Here is a 21707-nt window from a genome sequence, read left to right on the forward strand (position 1 = left end):
TGGCGTCGCACATCTGTGCTTTTTTGCCAATCAAGCCCAAGATAGAAACATATGGGAATAATTGATGTCAACGGTAAACACACAATATGTATATAAACAACAGCCGTGGTCGCGTGCAGTCGATTGCAGTGTAGTTTCTTGCATACGGAACAGGAATTTGTGATTGAATAAAGGTAATGAATTGCAGGTGTTGGCAATGCACAGCCGCGCCCGCTGGAAAAGTGGCGCGTCGAAGCGCGCCATGCTGGGCATGGCGGCGTGCGAAGTGGGCGCCGGTCGCGGCGTGGGAATGTTCGGACGGGCGGCAGCGCCGCCGTGAGGCCATATCAGGACGCCGCGCGGATGTAATAGCCAGCGCGGGCCGGTGATGCATACTTTATTCGTCGTGCATATTCAGTCGCGCTGGCGTCAGCCTTGCGCACCCTGGCGGCGCTGGCGCACCGCCTCGGCCAGGCCTTCGAGCACGGCCACGCTGCTGTCCCAATCGATGCAGCCATCGGTGATCGACTGGCCGTACACCAGTTCCTTGCCCGGCACCAGGTCCTGGCGCCCGGCCACCAGGTGCGACTCCACCATCACGCCGACGATACGGCCATCGCCGCCGGCCACCTGGGCCGCGATATCGGTACACACCGGCACCTGGTTTTCCGGCTTCTTGGAACTGTTGGCGTGCGAGGCGTCGATCATCAGGCGCGCTTGCAAGCCGTGCGCGGCGATCTGCTGGCAAGCCAGCTCCACGCTGGCGGCGTCGTAGTTCGGGGTCTTGCCGCCGCGCAGGATGATGTGGCAATCCTCGTTGCCGTTGGTCGACACGATGGCCGAATGGCCGCCCTTGGTCACCGACAGGAAGTGGTGCGGCTGCGAAGCGGCCTTGATCGCTTCCACCGCGATCTTGATATTGCCGTCGGTCCCGTTCTTGAAGCCCACCGGACACGACAAGCCGGACGCCAGTTCGCGGTGTACCTGCGACTCGGTGGTGCGGGCGCCGATCGCGCCCCAGCTGATCAGGTCGGCGATGTACTGCGGACTGATCACGTCGAGGTATTCGGTGCCGGCTGGCAAGCCAAGTTCATTGATGTCGCGCAGCAGCTCGCGCGCCATGCGCAGCCCGTCATTGATGCGGAAACTGTTATCCATGTACGGATCGTTGATCAAGCCCTTCCAGCCCACCGTGGTGCGCGGCTTTTCGAAGTACACGCGCATGACGATTTCCAGCTCGCCCTTGAAGCGGTCGCGCTCGCCGGCCAGGCGGCGCGCGTATTCCATCGCGGCCTTGGTATCGTGGATCGAGCACGGCCCGATCACCACCATCAGGCGGTCGTCCTGGCCGTGCAGGATGCGGTGCAGCGCCACGCGCGAGCCGGCCGCGGTCTGCTCGGCCCGCTCGCCGCAGGCAAACTCGCGGATCAGATGGGAGGGCGGCGTCAGTTCCTTCATTTCGCGGATGCGTAGATCGTCGGTGCGTGGCATGGTGTTCTCCGTGGCTGGGTCATTCAAATGGTCGGGCTAAAAAAAAACCGCCATGGCTGGCGGTTTATCTGGATATTGCAAGATCTCGTTGTTGCTACGTGAACCTGCCGCTACTCCACCGCCTTTGGGTTGGAATTGCTAAAGTAAAAGTAGCAGGTAAAGAAAACGACGTTGTGCATGGCAAGATCCGAAAGTGGTGCAAGGACTATAACAACAATTCCTGCAATTTGGCAAGCTGTTTGTTCGGCGTCCGTCAAGGCCGCACGGCACAAGCGGTTGCGCCGTTCCCACAACAGCGGCGCCGATGCTTGTCACATTTGATCCAGATCAGTTGTGCAAACGCGCCCGGTGCAAAACTCAGTCACCGAGCCCCCTGCCGGACTTTGCGCCAGATCAAACGCGATCAACTTTTCCAGTCAGATAGATTGACTTGGATCATGGCTTTTCGAAGCGGACGGGGCAGTCATACGCTTTGTGGAGCCTGTCATGAAACATACTATCTTGTCCCGTTCGCTGCGGGGCCTGTTCGCCGGCGGTGGCGCCGCCGGCCTGGCCCTGCTCGCATACCCCGCGCGCGCGCAAGCACCGGCGCCGCCGGCCCCCATCCCGCGCGTCGAAATCACCGGCACCCTGATCCCGCGCGCGACGCGCGAAACGGCGGCCGCCGTCATCACCCTCAACCGCAACGACATCGAGCGTTCCGGCAAGACCACCGTGGCCGAGCTGCTGCAAACGCTGGCGGTCGACAACCAGGGCTCGGTGCCGTCGAGCTTCGGCGGCGGCTTCGCCAGCGGCGCCTCCGGCATCTCCCTGCGCGGCCTGGGCGCGGCCTCCACCCTGGTGCTGCTCAACGGGCGCAGGGTGGCCCCCTACGGCCTGGCCGACGATGGCCAGAAAGTCTTTTCCGACCTGAACATCATCCCCACCGACGCGGTCGAGCGGGTCGACGTGCTCAAGGACGGCGCCTCGGCCATCTACGGCTCGGATGCGATCGCCGGCGTGGTCAACGTGATCCTGCGGCGCGACTTCCGCGGCACCACCGTGCGCGCCAGCTTCGGCCAGTCGCGCGAGCACGACGGCAACGACGGCGTCGCCTCGCTCACCTGGGGCAAGGGCGACCTGCAGGCCGACCGCTACAACCTGCTGGCCAGCCTCGAGTACGGACGGCGCGCCGAGATCTGGAACCGCGACCGCGCCGAGCGCGCGTACATCGGGCGCGGCGACCTGCGCCCCTGGGGCTTCAGCGCCCAGGAAACGCTGGGCGGCACCGGCGCCATCACCGCCAACAATGCCGGGGGCAGCGCCCTCAACGGCAATGTGCGCAAGCCCGATACGCTCGACTACGTCAACCGCGGCAACCCGGCCGGGGCCGGTTTCACCCGCACCTTTCCGGGCGCGGCCTGCGCCAACTTCACGCGCCATCCGCAGGGCGACCCGGGCGGCGGCTGCCTGGTCGACGCCCAGCAACTGTACAACCAGATCCAGCCGCGCCAGGAGCGGGTCAACTTTTTCGGGCGCGCCACCTTCCAGGCCACGCCCGAGGTGCAAACCTACGCCGAACTGAACCTGTACCGCAGCGAGTCGGCCACCTCGTCCACGCCGTCGGCGCTCAGCGGCGCGGTCGGCTATCCGGGTGGCCCGGTCAACAGCGCCAACGTCATGCTGGGCGCGACCCATCCCGACAATCCCTACTTCGGCACGGCGGCCCGGCTGCGTTACACAGCCGCCGATGTGGGAGCGCGCGTGAGCGAGATCGATTCCAACTTCGTGCGCTTGCTGGCCGGCGTCAAGGGCAGCGTGGGGCCGTGGGAGCTCGACAGCGCCCTGCTGTTCTCGCAAAACCGGGTCAGCCAGGACCGCAGCGGCTACCTGCAGCGCGACGTCATGTACGCGCTGCTCAATCCGAGCCCGGCCAATGTGGCGGCGGCCAGCGCCAACCCCGCCTACGCCGCGCTGGCGCCCGGCAGCGTGTGGCGCATCGCCGAGAACGCCGGCCTGAACTCGCCATCCCTGTACGCGGCGCTGGCGCCGACGCTGGGCAACGACGCCAAGAGCCGCATCGCCCAGCTCGACCTGCGCGCCTCGCGCCAGTTGACCGACCTGCCCGGCGGCGCCCTCGGCATCGCGCTCGGCGGCGAATTCCGGCGCGAAACGGCCGAGCTCGCACCGACTCCCGGCACCGAACGCGGCAACATCATCGGCCTCGGCTACTCGGCCTACAAGGGCGCGCGCAACGTGGCCGCACTGTACGGCGAGGTGCTGGCCCCGGTGTACCCGACCGTCGAACTGTCGGCCGCGCTGCGGGCCGACCGCTACACCGACGCCGGCGACTCCTACACCCCCAAGTTCGGCGTCAAATGGACGCCGGTACGCACCTTTGCCCTGCGCGGCACGTATGCGCGCGGCTTCCGGGCGCCGAGCACGGCCGAAAACGGCGTCGGCGGCCTGGCCGCGTTTTCCACCGCGGTCGACCCGCTGCGCTGCAGCCTGGGGGTCGAGATCGCCTGCAACCCGGCCGCGATTGCCATCATCACCTCGCCCAACCCGGCGCTGTCGCCCGAAAAATCGCGCAGCGTCAACGTCGGCATGGTGTGGGACCCGTACAAGCGCACCAATATCGCGCTCGACCTGTGGCAAATCAAGCGCAAGAACGAGATCAACCAGGAGCAGAGCGACGCCGCCATCCAGGCCGGGCGCATCGCGCGCGATCCCAGCGGCGCCACCCGTCCCGGCGACCCCGGCCCGATCACGGCGGTACTGGCCAGCTACGTCAATTCGGCGCGCACCGAAGTGCGCGGGGCCGACCTGGAACTGAGCCAGCGCGTCGACTTCGGGCCCGGCAGCGGCGAAGTGAGCATGAATACCAAGTGGACCCACCTGTTCAAGTGGCTGCGCACCGAGCAGGACGGCAGCGCGCGCGACTTCGCCGGCACCCACGGCAACTGCGACGTCACCAACTGCGTCGGCACGCCCGACGACCGGGTCAACTTCAGCCTGTCGTGGGAGCGCGCGGCCTGGCGCGTGGCGGCCAACGTCAACTACCGGGGCAAGCTCAAGAACACGCTGTTCAAGAACGACCCGGCCGCTTGCGCCAGCCATGTCGCCAATGGCGATCCGGCCCCGGCCGGCTGCGAACTGCCGTCCTTCACCACGGTCGACCTGACCTTCCGCTGGAAGCCGGCCACGCGGGTGGAAGTGTTCGGGTCGGCGCACAACATGTTCGGCAAGATCGCCCCGCTCGACCCGCTGACCTACGGCGCGAACGCCTATAACCCGCTCGACTACGCCGGCGCCGTGGGGCGTTTCTTCACAGCCGGCGTGCGTTACACCTTTTAGCGACATCCCTTCAGCAACCGTAAAACCACCCCACCGGAGCAGTCCATGATTGAAAAAGCCTTATCCGCCGCCGTTCGCCGCCTGTGCGCCGGCGGCGCCCTCCTCGGCGCCGGCGTGCTGGCCTTGCCGGCCCAGGCCCAGGCCCTGGCCCAGGCCCCCGCCGAGGGCGCGCAGCCGATGCAAAAAGTCGAGATCGTCGGCACCTCGATCCGCCAGCGCCTGGCCAGCCAGACCGCGCTGCCGATCAGCACCATCCGCGCCGAAGACTTCGCCAAGCAGGGCCTCTCGACCGTGCAGGAAGTGCTGGCCACCATTCCCATGAACCAGACTTCGACCGGTTCGAGCCAGTCGGTCGGTTCCGGCACGGGCGGACGCGCCACGGCCAACCTGCGCGGCCTCGGCAGCGACAAGACCCTGGTGCTGCTCAACGGCCGGCGCCTGGCCAACCATCCCTTCTTCGCCGACACGGTCGACCTGAACATCATTCCCGTGGCCGCGCTCGAACGGGTCGAGGTGCTGCGCGACGGCGCCTCGGCCATCTACGGCAGCGACGCCATCGGCGGCGTGATCAACTTCGTCACCAAGCGTTCCTACCGGGGCATGGAAGTGAGCGTGGAAGCGCACGAACCGACCGGCTCGGGCGGCGGCGACGAGCAGCGCATCAACGTCACCGGCGGCTGGGGCGACCTGGCCAGCGACGGCTACAACCTGCTCGGCATTGTCGACTTTCACCGCCAGTCCACCCTCATGGCCACCGACCGCGACTTCGCGCGCACCGGCGTGCGCCCCGAGCGAGGCCTGTACCAGACCAGCGGCACCACCTTTCCCGCCAACTTCTTTTCCGACGAAGGCATTGCCGGCAATCCCAGCTACGCCAGCGGTTGCCGGCCGCCCTACTCCATTCCCAACCAGAGCGGCGCGCCGAACTGCCGCTTCGACTCGACCCAGTTCGTCGACCTGATTCCGCTGACCAGGCAGGAAACCTTCCTCGGCCGCTTCAGCAAAAAAATCGGCGCCGACCACACCGGCACCCTCGAATACCTGCACAGCCGCAGCACCAACGAAGCGCACGTGGCTCCGCCGCCGCTGGCCGGCATCGGCCTGACCATGAGCAGCACCAGTCCCTTCTACCCCGGCGCCGGCATCACCCCCGCCGTGGCCGGCCTGGCCGGCGAAGCGCTCGACGTCAGCTGGCGCCCGCTGGTAACGGGCAAGCGCGAAGGGCTCGACGTCAGCCTGACCGACCGCCTGCTGGCCGGCATGGAGGGCACGGCCGGCGGCTGGGACTACAAGCTCGGGCTATCGTATGCGGTGGGGCGGGCGCGCAGCGCGTTCACCAACGGCTACGTGGTCGATGCGCGCATCATCGAAGGGGTCGGCAATGGCTTGCTCAATCCCTTCGGCGAACAAACGCCCGCCGGCAACGACTACCTGCGCCAGTCGCTGCTCCTGGGCGAATATTTGCGCGCCAAGATCAAGAGCGGCGCCATCGACGTCAAGGCCAGCCGCGAACTGATGACCTTGCCCGCCGGCGCGCTCGGCTTCGCCCTCGGCGCCGAATTCCGGCGCGACGAGGCCGACTACCGGGTCAACCGCGAACTGGCCAGCCAGGCCTCCAGTTCCGGCTACGCCGACGCCCAGGACCAGAGCGGCAGCCGCAATATCGGCGCTGTCTTCACCGAGCTCAACATCCCGGTCATCAAGGACCTGGAAGTGAACCTGGCCGCGCGCTACGACGACTACACCGATTTCGGTCACAGCTTCAATCCCAAGGTGGCGCTGCGCTGGCAGCCGAGCAAGCAGGTACTGCTGCGCGGCTCGTTCAACAAGGGCTTCCGCGCGCCCACCCTGTACGACCTGCACGGGCCGCAGACGACCACCAATACCGGCAATCCCTGGAACGATCCGGTGCTGTGCCCGGGCGGCACGGCGCTGCCGGGGGCCAACCCGAATATTTCCTGCGACCAGCAGCAAAAAATCCGCGCCGGCGGCAATCCCGAGGTCAAGCCTGAACGCTCGCGCACCTACAGCGCCGGGATCGTGTTCGAACCGAGCACCAGGCTGACGCTCACGGCCGACTACTGGGATATCCGGCTCAAGGACCAGATCAGCGCATTGGCGGAAGAATCGATCTTCGGCGACTACCAGAAATACCAGAACCTGTATGTCTACAATGCCGCCCGCACCCGGCTCGATTACGTGCTGGCGATCACCCAGAACCTGGGCGAGGTCAAGACGCGCGGCGTCGACCTGGGCATGCTGTGGCGCTTGCAGCGCGGCCAGCTGGGTAACTTTACGCTCGGCGTGGAAGGCAGCTATGTCGACCGCTACGACTACCAGAACGAGCGCAACGGGCCGTTCACGGTCAACGCGGGCCGCTTTGCCGACGCCAGCCCGGTGTTTCGGTGGCGCCACACCGCCACCCTGGGCTGGACCCGGGGTCCGCTGAACATGACCTTGTCCAACCGCTACCTGTCCGGCTATGACGACCAGCCCGACGCCGACGGCGTCGTGCCCGGAAGAGTGGGACATTACTCGACCTGGGCGCTGGCGTGTACGTACACGGCCAACCAGAAGGTCAGCGTGACGGCCGGGGTGAAGAACCTGCTGGACGACGACCCGCCTTTCACCTTGCAGAGCAGAACGTTCCAGCAGGGCTACGATGCGCGCTACACGGACCCGCTCGGGCGCACGTTTTACATGAGGGCGACCTACAAGTTCTGAGTGCGGCCGAGAAACGCCGGCCGCCAACGCAAGGGGCGCACCACCAGTGCGCCCCTCGGGAACTTTCTTGAGCAAGGTCATCGCCGGCAGGGCCGGCGATGACGGCCTGCGATTTACGCGGTACCGCCCACGATCACGTCTTCGATGCGCAGGGTCGGCTGGCCCACGCCCACCGGCACGCTCTGGCCTTCCTTGCCGCACACGCCCACGCCGGAATCGAGGCGCATGTCGTTGCCGATCATCGATACGCGGTTGAGCACATCAGGACCGTTGCCGATCAGGGTCGCGCCCTTGACCGGATAGGTGACCTTGCCGTTTTCGATCATGTAGGCTTCGCTGGCCGAGAACACGAACTTGCCGTTCGTGATATCGACCTGGCCGCCGCCAAAGTTGACCGCGTACAAGCCGTTCTTGACCGAAGCCAGGATTTCTTCCGGGTCCTTGTCGCCGCCGAGCATGTAGGTGTTGGTCATGCGCGGCATCGGCAGGTGCGCAAACGATTCGCGGCGCGCGTTGCCGGTCACCGGCATCTTCATCAGGCGCGCATTCATGGTGTCCTGGATGTAGCCTTTCAGGATGCCATCTTCGATCAGGGTGGTGCATTGGGTCGGGTTGCCCTCGTCATCGATATTGAGCGAACCGCGGCGGTCGGCCAGGGTGCCATCATCGACCACGGTGACGCCCTTGGCGGCCACGCGCTCGCCGATGCGTCCCGAAAACGCCGACGACCCCTTGCGGTTGAAGTCGCCTTCCAGGCCGTGGCCGATCGCTTCATGCAGCAGCACGCCGGGCCAGCCCGGCCCGAGCACGATGGTCATCGGGCCGGCCGGCGCCGGACGCGCGTCGAGGTTGACCACGGCCGCCTTGACCGCTTCGTCGGCGTAGCGCTCGAGCACCACATCGTCGAAGTAAGCGTAGTTAAAGCGTCCGCCGCCGCCGGACGAGCCCATTTCGCGCCGTCCGTTCTGCTCGACGATGACGGTCACCGAAACGCGCACCAGCGGACGGATATCGGCCGCCAGCACGCCATCGCTGCGCACCACCAGCACCACGTCGTATTCACCGGCCAGGCCGGCCATGACCTGGACCACGCGCGGATCTTTGGCGCGCGCCATTTTTTCCACGCGTTCGAGCAATGTGACCTTGGCGGTCGCGTCGAGCGAGGCCAGCGGATCGTTGGGCAGGTACAGCGAGCGCCCGCCCACCGGGGTCATCGAGGAGGCCACCTTGATCTTGCCGGCGCCGGCGCGTGCAATGGTGCGCGTGGCCGCGGCCGCGTCGAGCAGGGCGCGTTCCGAGATTTCGTCGGAGTACGAAAAAGCGGTCTTGTCGCCGGACACGGCGCGCACGCCGACCCCCTGGTCGATCGAGAAACTGCCGGTCTTGACGATGCCTTCTTCCAGGCTCCAGCCTTCACTCTTGGTGAACTGGAAATACAGGTCGGCGTAATCGACCTTGTGGGTGAACATCGTGCCCAGGGTACTGAGCAGCTTGCCTTCGTCGAGGCCAAAGGGCGTCAGCAGCACATCGCGCGCGACAGCCAGGGAGGAGAGATTCGGTTCGAACGGTGTCATTTTGCGGGTCTTTCAATGTGGATCAGCCATTGTGCCATAGTCGGCCCGTTACAGTAGCTCACAGGGGAGCTCACAGCGTCGTTCACAACTTTCTGTGCTTGAGTGCGGGCAAGCTTTCGCGCACACCCGCCAGGAAAGCGGCGTCGAGCGCGCCGCTGACGACGCCTTCACCCTCGTCCAGCACCGCCTTGACCTCGCCCCAGGGGTCGATCAGCATGCTGTGGCCGAAGGTGCGGCGCCCGTTCACATGGGTGCCGCCCTGGGCCGAGGCCAGCACGTAGCACTGGTTTTCGATGGCGCGCGCGCGCAGCAGCACTTCCCAGTGCGCCAGACCGGTGGTGTGGGTGAAGGCGGCGGTGACCACGATCAGCGTACACTCGCCCATGGCCCGGTACAGCTCGGGAAAGCGCAAGTCGTAGCAGACCGACAAGCCGACCCGCCCGAACGGCGCTTCGAAGGCCACCACCGCCTCGCCCGGCACGATGGTGCGCGCCTCGTCGTAAGTTTCAAGCCCCTTGGTAAAGCCGAACAGGTGGATCTTGTCGTAGCGCCGCACCGGCGCGCCCTGCGGGTCGTACACCAGGGTGGTGTTCATGACGCGCCCGGCGTCTGTGGACACCAGCGGCAAGGTGCCGCCGATCAGCCAGATGCCGTGCTCGCGCGCCAGTTGCGCCATGCAAGCCTGGATCGGTCCCTGTCCGGGCGCTTCGGCGTGGGCCACCTTGTCGGTATCGCTCATGCCCATGATGGGCCAGTATTCCGGCAAGCTCACCAGGGTGGCGCCGCGCGCCGCCGCCTCGCCCACCAGCCGGCGCGCCGTGGCGATATTCCCGGCGACATCGGGAGTGCTGATCATTTGTACTGCGGCCACGCTCGTCATGTCTCGCTCTCCGGTCGGTCGTTCTGTTTAGTTCGTCTCGGGTTTCACGTTGCTCGCCGGCAGCACCAGCGGCGGCGGGCCCTTGGGCGCACCGAGCTTGGTGATGACCGGCGCCTTCCACGGGCCGGTGATCTGCATTTCGTAAGTCAGCGCCTTCATCACGGGCGCGCGCAGGAACAGTTGCGCGAGGAAACTGCCCAGCCCGACCACCGGATTGACCGCCAGCGCGTACACCAGCGGGCCGGTGCCCAGGTTGAATTCGGGGATCACCACCACATGCAGGTTGGTCGACTCGTTGGCAATGTCGGCGGTGCCGGCCATGAGCACGGTGGCCGCCACGCCATGCATTTTGAGATTGTCGGTGCGTACCACGCCGCGCGTGATGCTGGCGTTGGCGGTGATGCCGTCGAAGGCCAGCCCTTCCGAAAACACATCGTGGAAATCGAGCTTGAGCAGGCGCGGCAGCATTTGCAGGCTCAGCACGCCCAGCAGCTTGGCCGCGCCCGGGTCTTGCTTGAGAAATTGGCCCGCAGCCACGCCCATCTCGATCTTGCCCGACAAACTAGGGATGTCGAGCGAATACGGCAAGCCGTTCCAGGCGATCTCGCCCGCCATCTTGCCCTTGCCGCGCCGCAGCGTTTCAGGGAAACCGAAGCGGTCCAGCAACTTGCCGGCATCTTCGATGTCGAGCACGAACTTCAGGCTGGTGTTGCTGTGCCCTTCCCCGGTCACCCACTTGCCGGTGCTGCGCAGCACGCCATCGGGATTAGCCAGCAGCAAGCTGTTAATCTGCCACTCGCGCCCGCCGGCCAGCTGGGCGTTGCTGGCAACCAATTCCAGGCGCCCGAGTTTCTTGTTGAACAGTTCGAAATGCTCGGCCACGATGTCGAGCGCGGGAATGGTGGCGGCCGCGCTCTTGCCGCCTTCGAGCAAGTCTTTCACGCCGGCGGCGGCCGATTCGGGAATGATCAGCGACGCCAGGCGCGCCGTGACCTTGCCCAGGCCCTGGCCGCGCGGCCCCTCGGCCCAGGTGACGTGGCCGGCCACCTGGCGCGCATCGACGTTGGCCTGCCAGGTATCTTTCACGTGCGAGACGCCCACCACCACGTTGTCGAGCTTGCGTTCGCTGATGATCAGTTCGTTCGCGCGCGCGGCCAGCACATCGGCCACCACGTACTGGGCCAGGTCGATGCCCTCGCCCGGAGCGCCGGCCGCCGGAGCGCCGGCCGCCGGAGCGCCGGCCGCCGGCTCGGGGGCGGCGTGCGTCACCGACGAGCCGATCGCGATCCACTGGTCGACGTTGATGGTTTTCATATCGGCATTGATCATCAAGCCGCTATCCGGGATCGGGGCCGGCACATTCACGCCGATGCCGCCGCTGTCGACCTTCCACGCTCCCTTGCCCAGCTTGCTGCGCTGGTAGCGCGCACTGATGTTCGGCCCCAGCGCCAGCCGGATCTCGTCATGCGCCACGCCGGGGTCGGCGCCCGCCAGGCCGGTCAGGGTGAAATGCAGCGGCAGGCTGTCGGCCGCCGTCTTGTTGAGCGGCGCCGGCAATTCCACGCCCATGCCGGCCAGGGTCGAGTCGACCGTCACCTGGGCCTGGTGATCGCGCACCACCACCGCGCCGTTGTAGCGGGCGGCGCCCGAGACCAGCCCCAGCACGTGCTGCAAGGCGGCCGCCGGATAGGTCTTGCGGATGCCGTCGGCGGTGGCCGTGCCGGCCAGCTTGATCACGATCGCATTGTCGCGCTGCGTGCCGCCGGTCAGCGCCAGCGGCCCGCCCAGGAAGCTGGCGCCGACGCCGTTCAGGTTGAGGCCTTTTTCGTTGAATTCGAGCTTGCCGATGGCCGACTGCAAGGGCGGCAAGGGATCGAACAGCACCACGTCGTTGTTCATCAGCTGCAAGCTGCCCTGCACTTTCGATTCGATCAGGTGGGCCAGCGGCAGTTGCAGTTTCAATCCCAGCTTGGCGTTGCCGGTTGCGCGCGTGTGTTCGGTAAAGCGGCCGATCCAGTTCAGCACCGGGCTCGCTTCCACGTAGCCGAGGAAATCTTGCAGCGGCCCGGCGGCGTTGCCGTCGATTTCCAGCACCTTGTCCGGGTCGGCCAGGTCGGCGATCACGGCTTTGACCGCGCTCAGCGCCACGCCACGGGTTTTCGCCGTGTCGCCCTTGATTTCCATGCGCGTGCGGTCGAACAAAAAGCTGCCGTTGATCTGCTCGGCCTGCGGCCACACCGGCGCCACCCCATCGGGCGCAAAATGGCCGGGCGCGTAGTTCAGTTTGGCGTTTTCCAGGCGTCCGCCGACCCGGAATTCGCCCTTGCGCTCGCCCGGCGTATTGCTGCGGAACGGGAAGTGCGCCAGGTCGCCGCGCAGGCGGAAGGTGGCGTCCTGCGCCATGCCGTCTTCCAGCGCGCCGGTCAGCCAGCCGCGCAAGTGTTCCGGGGTTTTCAGGGGCAGGTAGCGCCCGATGGTGTTGATCGCGAAGCCCGACAAGGTGCCGCTGACGTCGACGATGTCGGCCGGCTTGCCGGCCTGGCTTCCCAGGGTCATCTGGTGCGTGCCCGACAGCGATCCGGTCAGCGTCCCTTGCGCAAAATCGAGGCTTTCGAGTTGCACCAGCAATTTGTTCTCGGGTGCAAAGGTCCAGCGCGCGCGCGCATCGAATTGCTCGAATGTCATGGCCGGGTCGGCGAACCAGGCCGGCAGTTGCAGCACCAGTTGTTGCGAATTGAGGGCCAGCGTGCCGCCCTTTTCGCTCGCGTCCAGGACGCCCGACAAATTCTCGATGCCGGGAATCGGCGGAAACGCCGCGCGCGCCGGGCTCGAACCGGTCCTGGCCACGGCCGGCCGGGCCGCCTGCGCGTGCATGCCCAGGCCGTCGAGCTTGCCGCGCACGCGGTAGCTGGCGAGGTCGGGGAACTTGCCCTGCCACTCCACCGAAAAATCGCTGACCTTGCCGCGCAGGCCGCCGTCCACCAGCAACTGGCGCTGCACAGCGGTCAGCGGCAATTGGCCGGCCAGGCGCGACAGGGTTTCCAGGTCGAGTTGGCGGGCACTCACTTTCACCTGCTCCGGCGCCTGGCCGCGCGCCGGGGTGTAGGACTCGGACAAGGTGGTGGGCGCCAGGCTCAGGCCGTCGGCGGTGAGGAGGGAAAAATTGGTGAGCGTCACTTCGTGCCCGTGCGTCCCGAAGGCCGGGGTGCCTCGATTACTGCCGGCGGCAAAGGTTTCGCGCGCGGACAAGCGGCCGCGCACGCGCGCCAGCGCCAGCGCCGGCAAGTCGCGCCCCAGGCGCGCACTGACGCCGGCCAGCGCCACGTCGGCGGTAAACCCGGCCAGCTTGGCCCGGTCCAGGCTCAGCCAGGCGCGCACCGATCCCTGGCCCTGGCTCAGCTTGACCGGGTAATCGAGGTAGGGGGTCCAGGCGGCCAGGTCGGTATCGGGCAGGTCGGCGTACAGCTCGCCTTTCCACTGGCGCATGTCGGCCATGCGCGCCGTAAAGCGCGGATGGGCGAAGTCGGCGCGCACATCGAGCGGCCCGGCCAGGCTGGCCGGGGGCGTGGCGCGCAGGCCGAAGCGGTGGTGCTGCCAGCGGTTCTTGAGCACCACGTCGACGTTCTCCAGCGCCAGCACCGGCGCGCCGCGCATCTGGTCGGTCCACTGCACGCGCCCTTCGCGGATCAGGATCTGGCGCTGCTTGAAGGCCCAGTCGGCGCCGCCGGCGTCGCCATGCTCGCCCTGCTTGATCGGCATGCCGGCCACGAACAGCTGGCCGCTGGCGTCGCGCCGGATGTCGAGGTCGGGGCGAATGATTTCGAGGGAGTAAAAACGCGGTTCCAGGGTCGGCACGCTCCACCATGACAGGGTGGCCGACACGCTCGGCAGGCTCAACACCTGGCGCCCGGCCGGGTCGCGCAGGATCACATCGCCCAGGAACAAATTCGGGCGCAAGCCGCGCCAGGACGCATAGATGCGGGTGATGCTGACGTCGCTGCCCAGCGCGCGGCTGGCGATGCGCTCGATATTGCCCTTGTAATAGTCAATATTCGGCAGGATCAGGTAGCGCAGCACCAGGAATACGATGGTGAACAGAAAATACACCAGCAGCGCCAGCTTGATGGTGAAGCCCAGCACGTGATGCGTGGCGCGATTGCAGGCCCGATAGGCGGAACGCAGCCGCCGCCAGCGCTCTGCGATGGGCAGGTGCTCGGCAGGAGCCTGTGCTTCCGGTGTATGCATCAATAAGCTGATAAAGGGTCCCGCCGTATCCAAATGTAGTGCAATAAGGTAAGGCTTGCGCGAATCGCGCCGGCTCCCTTACCATCGTCCTGATCCTCACCGTAGCGCGGCCCGTCCCAATTTTACCTTATACAAGCGCTACCGAACCCGACTTTCACTTACCCTTTCCTGACGCCAACCAATGAATCCAGCCTCCCTGACACCGCTGTCGCGCTTTTATCAACGCTGGCTGGCGGCCGATCCGAGCCGCGCCGGCGCTGTGGCCAGCATCAGCGCCGGCCCGCTCGACCAGCTTGACCTGGCGCAAGGCTTGGCCCGCGTGGCCGTGGACGATGCCAAACCGGGCGCCCCGCCGCTTCCCGCCGTGCGCGCCATGCGCCGCCTGCGCAACCTGCTGGTCTCGGGCCTGATACAGCGTGACCTGGACGGCCAGGCCGACCTGGCCGAAGTGGTGGCCACCATGACGGCGTTTGCCGACTTTGCCATCCGCACCCATCTGGCCGCCCTCATGGCCGAGCAGGTGGCCAGCCACGGCATGCCGGTCGGCTACGAATCGGGCTTGCCGCAGGAAATGATTGTGTTGGCGATGGGCAAGCAAGGCGGCGGCGAGCTGAATGTCTCGTCCGACATCGACCTGATCTTCGTGTACCCGGAAGATGGCGACACCGCCGCCGGGGCCGGCCAGCGCCAGCTCTCGAACCACGAGTTTTTCACGCGCCTGGGCAAGAAGCTGATCGCCGCCCTGTCCGAGATCACCGAGGATGGCTTTACTTTCCGCGTGGACATGGCGCTGCGCCCGAACGGCAACTCCGGCCCGCTGGTCGCCAGCCTGAACATGGTCGAGGAATACCTGATCGTCCAGGGCCGCGAGTGGGAGCGCTACGCCTGGGTCAAGGCGCGCGCCGTCAGCGGCGCGCCGCAAGAGATCGCCGCGCTGGAAGCCATCGTCCATCCCTTCGTGTACCGGCGCTACCTCGACTTCGGCGTGATCGACGCGATTCGCACCATGCACGCCCAGATCCGCGCCGAGGTCGACCGCCAGGAACGCCTGCATCCGGACCGCAGCAACAATGTCAAGCTGGGGCGCGGCGGGATCCGCGAAATCGAATTCCTGGCGCAAGTGTTCCAGCTGATCCGAGGCGGGCGCGACAGCGCCCTGCGCGACCGTTCCACCCGCGCCACCCTGCGCGTGCTGGCCGACAAGGAACTGCTGCCGCTTGATACGGTCGAGCAATTGCTCGCTTCCTACACCTTCCTGCGTAACCTGGAACACCGCCTGCAATACCTGGACGACGCCCAGACCCACACCCTGCCCGCCAGCGAGGCCGACCGCGCCGTCATCGCGCAGATGATGCGCCTGCCCGACGTGGCCACCCTGCTGGCGCAACTGGAACAACACCGCCATTTCGTGGCCGCCCAGTTCGACGCCATCTTCAGCGACAAGTCCGAGCAGGCCGGCGACACGGTCGACCCGGGCGCCAGCAGCTGGGCCGGGGCCGACCTCGACAACCGCGAAGCGATCGAAACGCACCTGCGCGCGCTCAGCTTCGACGACGCCGGCGGCGCCGCCCAGCGCCTGATGAGCACCTGGCAATCCGGCAAGGTGCAAGCCCTGCCCGAAGCGAGCCGCACCCGCCTCTTGGCGCTGGTCAACGCCGCGCTGCCGCTGATCGGCAAGACCGCGCTCGAAGCCGGCGCCGGCAGCGCCAGCTCGACCCTGACCCGGCTGCTGGCGTTTTTCGAAGCCATCGCGCGCCGCTCGGCCTACCTGTCCTTGCTGACCGAGTATCCGCACACCCTGGAACGCGTGATCCGCATGATGTACGCCAGCGGCTGGGCCGCCACCTTCCTGACCCAGCACCCGATCGTGCTTGACGAACTGTTAGATGAGCGCGTGCGCAGCGCCGTGCCCGACTGCGCCGCCCTGGCCGCCGAACTCAAGGAGCAACTGGGCGCGGCCGCCGGCGACACCGAGCGCCAGATGGATATTTTGCGCGAAGCCCACCACGCGCAACTGTTCCGCCTGCTGGCGCAAGACCTGGCGGGCGAACTGACCGTGGAAAAGCTGGCCGACTACCTCTCGGCGCTGGCCGACACCATCGTCGCGGCCACCATCGACGCCGCCTGGCAAGCCATTTCCACGCGCCACCGCGAGGTGCCGCGCTTCGCCGTCATCGCCTACGGCAAGCTGGGCGGCAAGGAACTGGGCTATGTGTCGGACCTGGACGTGATTTTCCTGTTCGACGACGACGACCAGGAAGCGCCCGGCAACTACGCCAAGCTGGCCCAGCGCTTCATTACCTGGATGACGGCGCACACCTCGGCCGGCATCTTGTTCGACATCGACACCGCGCTGCGCCCGGACGGCGCCAGCGGCATGCTGGTCTCGAGCGTGGCCGCGTTCGAGCGCTACCAGGAAAATTCGGCCTGGATCTGGGAACACCAGGCGCTCACGCGCGCGCGTTTCTGCGCCGGCGACGCGGCCATCGGCGAGCGCTTCGAAGCGGTGCGCGAACGCGTGCTGCGCACCGACCGCAGCGCGCGCGCGGACGAACTCAAGCAAGAAGTGCTGAAAATGCGCAAGAAGATGCACGACGCCTATCCCGCGCGCCCCGGCCTGTTCGACCTCAAGCAGGATGTGGGCGGCATGATCGATGTCGAATTCATGTCGCAGTACCTGGTGCTGCGCCATTGCGCGCAGTATCCGCAGCTGACCATCAACCTCGGCAACATCGGCCTGCTGCGCATGTTCGCCGACCTTGGGCTGATCGATGCGGATCTGGCGCTGGCGGTGGGCGACGCCTACCGCGCCATGCGCAAGCTGCAGCACCAGATGCGCCTGCAGGGCAAGGATAATGCGCGCGTCGACGCGGCGCTGGTGGCCAGGCACAGCGCGCCGGTCAAACAGCTGTGGGAGGCGGTGTTCGCTTGATGGGACCTCAGGCGAGATGCGGATAGCCGCGTGCGTGCGCCTCTGCTTGCAGCGCGCCGATGCGTTGATAGTCGTGCGCGGTGTACGGCGCAAAGTGGCCGATCGACAGCGCAGGCAGCAGCGCGGCCAGCGCCGCTGCAGGCGCCAGCAAGGCCTCGCGCAAGCGCTGGCGCAGCGCGTCCGGCACGGCGGCGCCCGTCACGAACGGCAGGCCGGGCGATGGCGCCGAGTAGCCCAGGATCGCGATGCCCTCCAGGCTGGCCGGCTGCTCGCGGCGCAGATAGCCGAGCGTCACGCAGTCGATCGCCGCCAGGTCGGCCACGCCGCTTTGCACCAGCGCCAGGCTGGCGCGGTGACTGCCCGACCATGTCACGCCGCTGAAAAAGCGCCCGTCGCGCGCGAATGGCGCCACCGCATGGCGCAGCGCGTTCATGCCGCTGTTGGAATCGATGTCGTTGGCGGCGGCTACTCTTCCGCGCGCGTCGGCCAGGGTGGCGATGCCGCCGCCTTGGCGCACCACGATCGCGCTGGCGTAGTCCGCCCCCGCGCAGCCTACCAGGTCGTAGGCCGGCGTGGCGAGCAGATGAACGTGTTCGCGCAACTGCGTCAGGTAAGGATAGCCGCACGTCTGGCTGAGCAGCATGTCGGGCCGCTTCCAGAAGTCCGGCAACACCGGCTCGCGTTCGAATTCGACGGCATCAACCATGCCCTCGGCGCGCAGCACGTCGAGAAGCGCCTCGAACAGGGCTTGGTAGCCTGCCGCAACACGGGCGGACACCTGATACATCGGAAAAGCCACTCTCCACCTCATCGGCTTGAGTCCTCCATGTGCGGATGCACGGGCGCATCGACCGCCGTCAGGCCGAAACGGCGCATCAGATCGCCGTAACCGCGCACGTAAAAACCGCCGCTGCGGGCAATATACGCCTCGCGCCGCGCATGGTAGACGCGCGGCAGCAGATACCACGGCAGCGATGGAAAGTCATGGTGTACCAGATGGAAATTGTTATTCAGATACAGCAGGCGGAACACGAAGCCCGCTTCGTTGAGCACGATGCGCTGCTTGTGGTTTTGCGCCGGGCGATGTTCGTAATACGAGCGGATCATCACCAGCGACTGGGCCGGATACGAAATCGCCAGCACGTAATACAGCGCCGACACCCCGAACGCGGCCTCGACCACCCACAGCAGCGCCCCCAGCATGAGCACATGGCGCAGCCACATGTGGGCCTGGGTCCAGTCCCCGCGCAAGGGCTGGCGCACGGCCTCGATCCAGGCGGACGCAATCGCGATCGCCGGGCCGACCAGCATGCGGCCCCAGAAGGTCTTGTTAAACCACAGCAGTTGTTGCAGCGGCTTGCTCATGCCGGCCCAGGCGGCGGGCGACACATAATGGCTTTCGGTATCGAGCGCCGGCATGGTCAGGTGGAAATCGACGTGATGGCGCAGATGGCTGTCGCGATACAACTGATACGGATACCACACCGCCAGCGGCAAGGTGCCGAACAGGCGGTTCAGCGTCGGCCAGCGAGTCGGATGGCCGTGAATCAATTCGTGCTGAAGCGACATGTACCACGCGCACCACCAGATCATCAGCGCCGTGGCGGCGGGTGTGCCGAGCGCGCGCCAGGTCGCCAGGGTGGCCAGCCAGCCGCCATGAATGACGACGATCAACAGCCAGGTGGGCCATTCCGCCAGCCATAAGCAGCGCTGGCGTTCGCCGCGCATTTGCTGCTGTTGCGCGGCGTCCATGTAGTTTGTACACACTTCCTTTGCCACTGCTGTTGTCATAAGCAAGTTCTCCTGGTAAGTGCATTACAAGACGGGTTAAAAGCGCGCTTTGAGACCAACTCCACCCGAAGTTATTTTTGCCCGGAAACTCAGCTCCGTCATTCCCGCCATTGGCAGAAATGACTTCCCGCACAGGAGGCTGTCTCAAAAGGGGAGTGTGCAACGATTACCTCCTCCAGACCGTCATTCCCGCGCAGGCGGGAATCCAAGTTCGCTGCAACGCCACGCAATGGGATTCCCGCCTGCGCGGGAATGACGGATGACGGATATGAGTCTACCGCCGAGCGGTGATTTTAGCGTTTTGAGACAGCCTCACAGGCGGGAATGACGGAGCTTAAGTTAACTACATCCTCATCAAAAACGCGATTTCACACGAATGCCCACTGTGCGCGGACGCGCCATGAACAAGGTATCGCCCGGCTGGATGGCGATGCTGTTGCTCGTCACATCGCTCACTTTGTTGCCGTTGCTCAGATTGGTGCCGAACAGGCCGACTTCGACAGCGCGCGTGGTGTAGGTCAAGGTGGCGTTGAGCGTATTCGACGATGGAATCTCCGAATAGCTGCCCTGGGCGGCGGCAAAATTGGTGTAGGCGCTGCCCTTGTAGGCATAGCTGGCGGCCAGGCCGACTTCATCCGTGCCGGCGACCGGAATCCGGTAGCTGACGGTGGCGCTGGCGGCCACGCGCGGCGCATACGGCGTGCGCGCCCCGGCCGGAATGTTTTGCGCCGCGATGCCGGTCACCACCGCGTTGCGCGCGTAGGCATGGTTGTAAGCGGCATTGAAACCGATGCTGGCGCGCCGCGTCAGCTTGAAGGCGCCCTCCACTTCCACGCCTTCGCTGCGGATCTTGCCGGCGTTCTGGGTGAAGTAATACGTGCATGGCAGCTTGTTGAACACCTGCACATCGTCCCAGTTGCTCAGGTAAGCGTTCACATTGAGCGTCATGCGGCGCTCGAACAAGGTGTTCTTGGAACCGATTTCGTAACTCCACAGGCTGTCCGGCGCGAAAGTGGACGGCGCATTCAGCCCGCAAAAGTTGAACGGCACCGGCTGGTTGTTGCCGCCGTAGCGGAAACCCTTGCCCGCGTTGGCGTACAGCAGGTGATCCTGGTCGATGTGATAGGCCGCCGCCAGGCGCGGATTGGCGCCCTGCGCGGTGGCGCTGCTGCTGCTCGTCTCCGGGCTGCCGACGGGCGAGGCCGGGGTGGCGCCCACCAGGTTGCCGAACAGGCCCGAAAAATGCAGGTCGAAATCCTGGGTACCCTTGAACAGGCGCAAGCCGGCGCTCAGGTCGAGTTTCTCGAACACGGTGTAAGTGCCCTCGGCAAACAGCGCCACCTGGTGCGACCTGGTGTCTTGGCGGCCCGAAAAATAATTGTTGGGCGTCGTGGCGCCGTCGTTGGCGTGCGAGTCATAGCCGGGGAAATTGCGCGTTTCGCCAAAGCGAGTGTCGAAGCCTGCGGTGGGTTGTTCCTGGCGCAGCTTGCGTTCGCCGGTTTCAAAAAACGCGCCGGCGGTCCACTTGAACGGCCCGCCGCTTGTCGAATTGAGCCGGAACTCTTGCGCAAAATCGGTCACCGCATTGCCGATCGTATACGCCGACGCCATCAGCGGATTCTTGCCGCTGAAAATGAACGCCGTAGCCGGATACTGGGCCGACTGCACATAACGCGTATCGCGGTGCAGGTAGGAGCTCGACGACACCAACTGCGCGCCGCCCAGGTCGTAATTCAAGGCCAGGTTATACAGTTGCAGCGAATCGTTGCTCTGCTGCGGCAGCAGCGCGAAGGTGGTGAACGGCGCCAGCGTCGAATAGGCATCGTTGATGCCGCCCTTGATATTCGAGGCGGTGGCGCTGGCGTCGATCACCAGGTCGGACGAGGCGCGCAGGCGCAGCGCGGCGCGGCCCTGGTTGGTCGAGACGGCATTGGTGGTAGCGCCGTTGAAGTCGTTCTTGATATAGCCGGAATCCTTGCCGGTATAGCCGGTCAGGCGCAGGCCGGCCACGTCCGCCTTGAGCGGCATGTTGACCATGCCGCGCAGGTTGCCGTTGTTGCCGCCGAAGCCAGACGTGCGCGAGCCGACCGCCTCCACCGAGCCGAACAGGTCGGTGGTATCGGGCTTCTGGGTGATCTGGCGCACCGCGCCAGCCATGGCGCTGGCGCCGAACAGGGTGCCCTGCGGGCCTTGCAGCACTTCGATGCGTTCCAGGTCCAGCACTTTCAGGTCCGGGTTGCCGGATTTCAGGGTGACCGGCATCTCGTCGACGTACACGGCCACCAGCGAGGAATCCTGGATTTCGGACGGCACGATGCCGCGCACGACCAGGCCGCGCATGGTGATGTTGTTCACCCCGGCGCCCTGCTCCTGTACGCTCATGGCGGGCACCAGGCTGGCGATGTCGGACAGCTTGCCCAGGCCAAATTTGGCCAGGCCTTCGGGTTGCAACACGGTAATGGCGGCCGGGACTTGCTGCACGTCGACCGCATTGATGGCGCGGGTGGCGGTGATTTCGACCTTGTCGATTTGTTCGGAAGTGCTGGTCCCGGCGGCCTGGCGCGCAGCGGCGCGGGCGGCGGCGGGCGTCTGCTCAGCCTGGGTTGGAGCGATGACGCCGAGCGACAAGATCGCCAGTGCGCCGTGGGCGATCAACTGCTTTGCCATCGGTGTTCCTTCTTGTTTGATTGGTCATGCGTGCGGGTCTATCTCATCCGAAAAGTATATAGAAGGCAGGAAACCTCGGACACGAAGA

At 66.0% G+C, this 21707-nt stretch carries 11 protein-coding genes; 4 read left to right on the forward strand and 7 right to left on the reverse strand.

Features of this window, described 5'->3' with window-relative positions; genetic code table 11:
- Nucleotides 1-163 precede the first annotated feature (163 nt).
- Nucleotides 164-319: a hypothetical protein gene (locus F1735_RS17135; protein WP_167238053.1), complete on the forward strand. Its 156-nt coding sequence runs from the start codon at nt 164-166 to the stop codon at nt 317-319.
- 89 nt (nt 320-408) lie between these two features.
- On the opposite strand, the gene aroG is transcribed toward F1735_RS17135, so the two are convergent.
- Entirely contained in the window at nt 409-1470 is a 1062-nt protein-coding gene (gene aroG / locus F1735_RS17140; protein WP_167238054.1) for a 3-deoxy-7-phosphoheptulonate synthase AroG, read from the reverse strand.
- A 486-nt stretch (nt 1471-1956) separates the two neighbouring features.
- Between aroG and F1735_RS17145 the strand changes: the two genes are divergently transcribed.
- Both F1735_RS17145 and F1735_RS17150 read left to right on the forward strand, forming a co-directional pair.
- On the forward strand, nt 1957-4806 hold the full coding sequence (locus tag F1735_RS17145) for a TonB-dependent receptor (RefSeq protein ID WP_167238055.1): 2850 nt from the start codon (nt 1957-1959) through the stop codon (nt 4804-4806).
- Between the two features lie 45 nt (nt 4807-4851).
- Complete coding sequence (locus tag F1735_RS17150; RefSeq protein WP_167238056.1) at nt 4852-7530, forward strand: TonB-dependent receptor; 2679 nt, start codon at nt 4852-4854, stop codon at nt 7528-7530.
- Between the two features lie 113 nt (nt 7531-7643).
- Here the strand turns inward: F1735_RS17150 and tldD are convergent, their stop codons facing one another.
- The 3 genes from tldD to F1735_RS17165 form a co-directional block, all read right to left on the reverse strand.
- Nucleotides 7644-9104 (reverse strand): metalloprotease TldD, encoded by a 1461-nt coding sequence (gene tldD / locus F1735_RS17155; RefSeq protein WP_167238057.1) that lies wholly within the window; start codon nt 9102-9104, stop codon nt 7644-7646.
- Nucleotides 9105-9186: 82 nt separating this feature from the next.
- Entirely contained in the window at nt 9187-9984 is a 798-nt protein-coding gene (locus F1735_RS17160; protein WP_167238058.1) for a carbon-nitrogen hydrolase family protein, read from the reverse strand.
- Nucleotides 9985-10011: 27 nt separating this feature from the next.
- Nucleotides 10012-14229, reverse strand: a complete 4218-nt coding sequence (locus tag F1735_RS17165; protein WP_167238059.1) for a YhdP family protein — start codon at nt 14227-14229, stop codon at nt 10012-10014.
- Nucleotides 14230-14410: 181 nt separating this feature from the next.
- Between F1735_RS17165 and glnE the strand changes: the two genes are divergently transcribed.
- Nucleotides 14411-17161 carry a bifunctional [glutamate--ammonia ligase]-adenylyl-L-tyrosine phosphorylase/[glutamate--ammonia-ligase] adenylyltransferase gene (glnE, locus tag F1735_RS17170; protein WP_167238060.1) on the forward strand — a complete coding sequence of 917 codons (2751 nt, stop codon included), beginning with the start codon at nt 14411-14413 and terminating at the stop codon, nt 17159-17161.
- A 7-nt stretch (nt 17162-17168) separates the two neighbouring features.
- Here glnE and F1735_RS17175 read toward each other — a convergent pair whose 3' ends face one another.
- The 3 genes from F1735_RS17175 to F1735_RS17185 form a co-directional block, all read right to left on the reverse strand.
- Nucleotides 17169-17948, reverse strand: coding sequence for a phosphate/phosphite/phosphonate ABC transporter substrate-binding protein (locus tag F1735_RS17175; RefSeq protein ID WP_167238072.1), 780 nt, complete (start codon nt 17946-17948; stop codon nt 17169-17171).
- 20 nt (nt 17949-17968) lie between these two features.
- A complete protein-coding gene (locus F1735_RS17180; protein ID WP_167238061.1) occupies nt 17969-18952 on the reverse strand; it encodes a fatty acid desaturase in 984 nt (327 codons plus the stop codon).
- Between the two features lie 354 nt (nt 18953-19306).
- Nucleotides 19307-21619: a TonB-dependent receptor gene (locus F1735_RS17185; protein WP_167238062.1), complete on the reverse strand. Its 2313-nt coding sequence runs from the start codon at nt 21617-21619 to the stop codon at nt 19307-19309.
- Nucleotides 21620-21707: the final 88 nt, after the last annotated feature.

This window comes from Massilia genomosp. 1, from assembly GCF_011682185.1.
Lineage (GTDB): Bacteria > Pseudomonadota > Gammaproteobacteria > Burkholderiales > Burkholderiaceae_D > Telluria_A > Telluria_A rubra.

Coding starts and splice junctions, on each gene's coding strand:
- aroG (WP_167238054.1), bottom strand. CDS start 1,470: ATGCCACGCACCGACGATCTACGCATCCGCGAAATGAAGGAACTGACG.
- F1735_RS17145 (WP_167238055.1), top strand. CDS start 1,957: ATGAAACATACTATCTTGTCCCGTTCGCTGCGGGGCCTGTTCGCCGGC.
- F1735_RS17150 (WP_167238056.1), top strand. CDS start 4,852: ATGATTGAAAAAGCCTTATCCGCCGCCGTTCGCCGCCTGTGCGCCGGC.
- tldD (WP_167238057.1), bottom strand. CDS start 9,104: ATGACACCGTTCGAACCGAATCTCTCCTCCCTGGCTGTCGCGCGCGAT.
- F1735_RS17160 (WP_167238058.1), bottom strand. CDS start 9,984: ATGACGAGCGTGGCCGCAGTACAAATGATCAGCACTCCCGATGTCGCC.
- F1735_RS17165 (WP_167238059.1), bottom strand. CDS start 14,229: ATGCATACACCGGAAGCACAGGCTCCTGCCGAGCACCTGCCCATCGCA.
- glnE (WP_167238060.1), top strand. CDS start 14,411: ATGAATCCAGCCTCCCTGACACCGCTGTCGCGCTTTTATCAACGCTGG.
- F1735_RS17175 (WP_167238072.1), bottom strand. CDS start 17,948: ATGTATCAGGTGTCCGCCCGTGTTGCGGCAGGCTACCAAGCCCTGTTC.
- F1735_RS17180 (WP_167238061.1), bottom strand. CDS start 18,952: ATGACAACAGCAGTGGCAAAGGAAGTGTGTACAAACTACATGGACGCC.
- F1735_RS17185 (WP_167238062.1), bottom strand. CDS start 21,619: ATGGCAAAGCAGTTGATCGCCCACGGCGCACTGGCGATCTTGTCGCTC.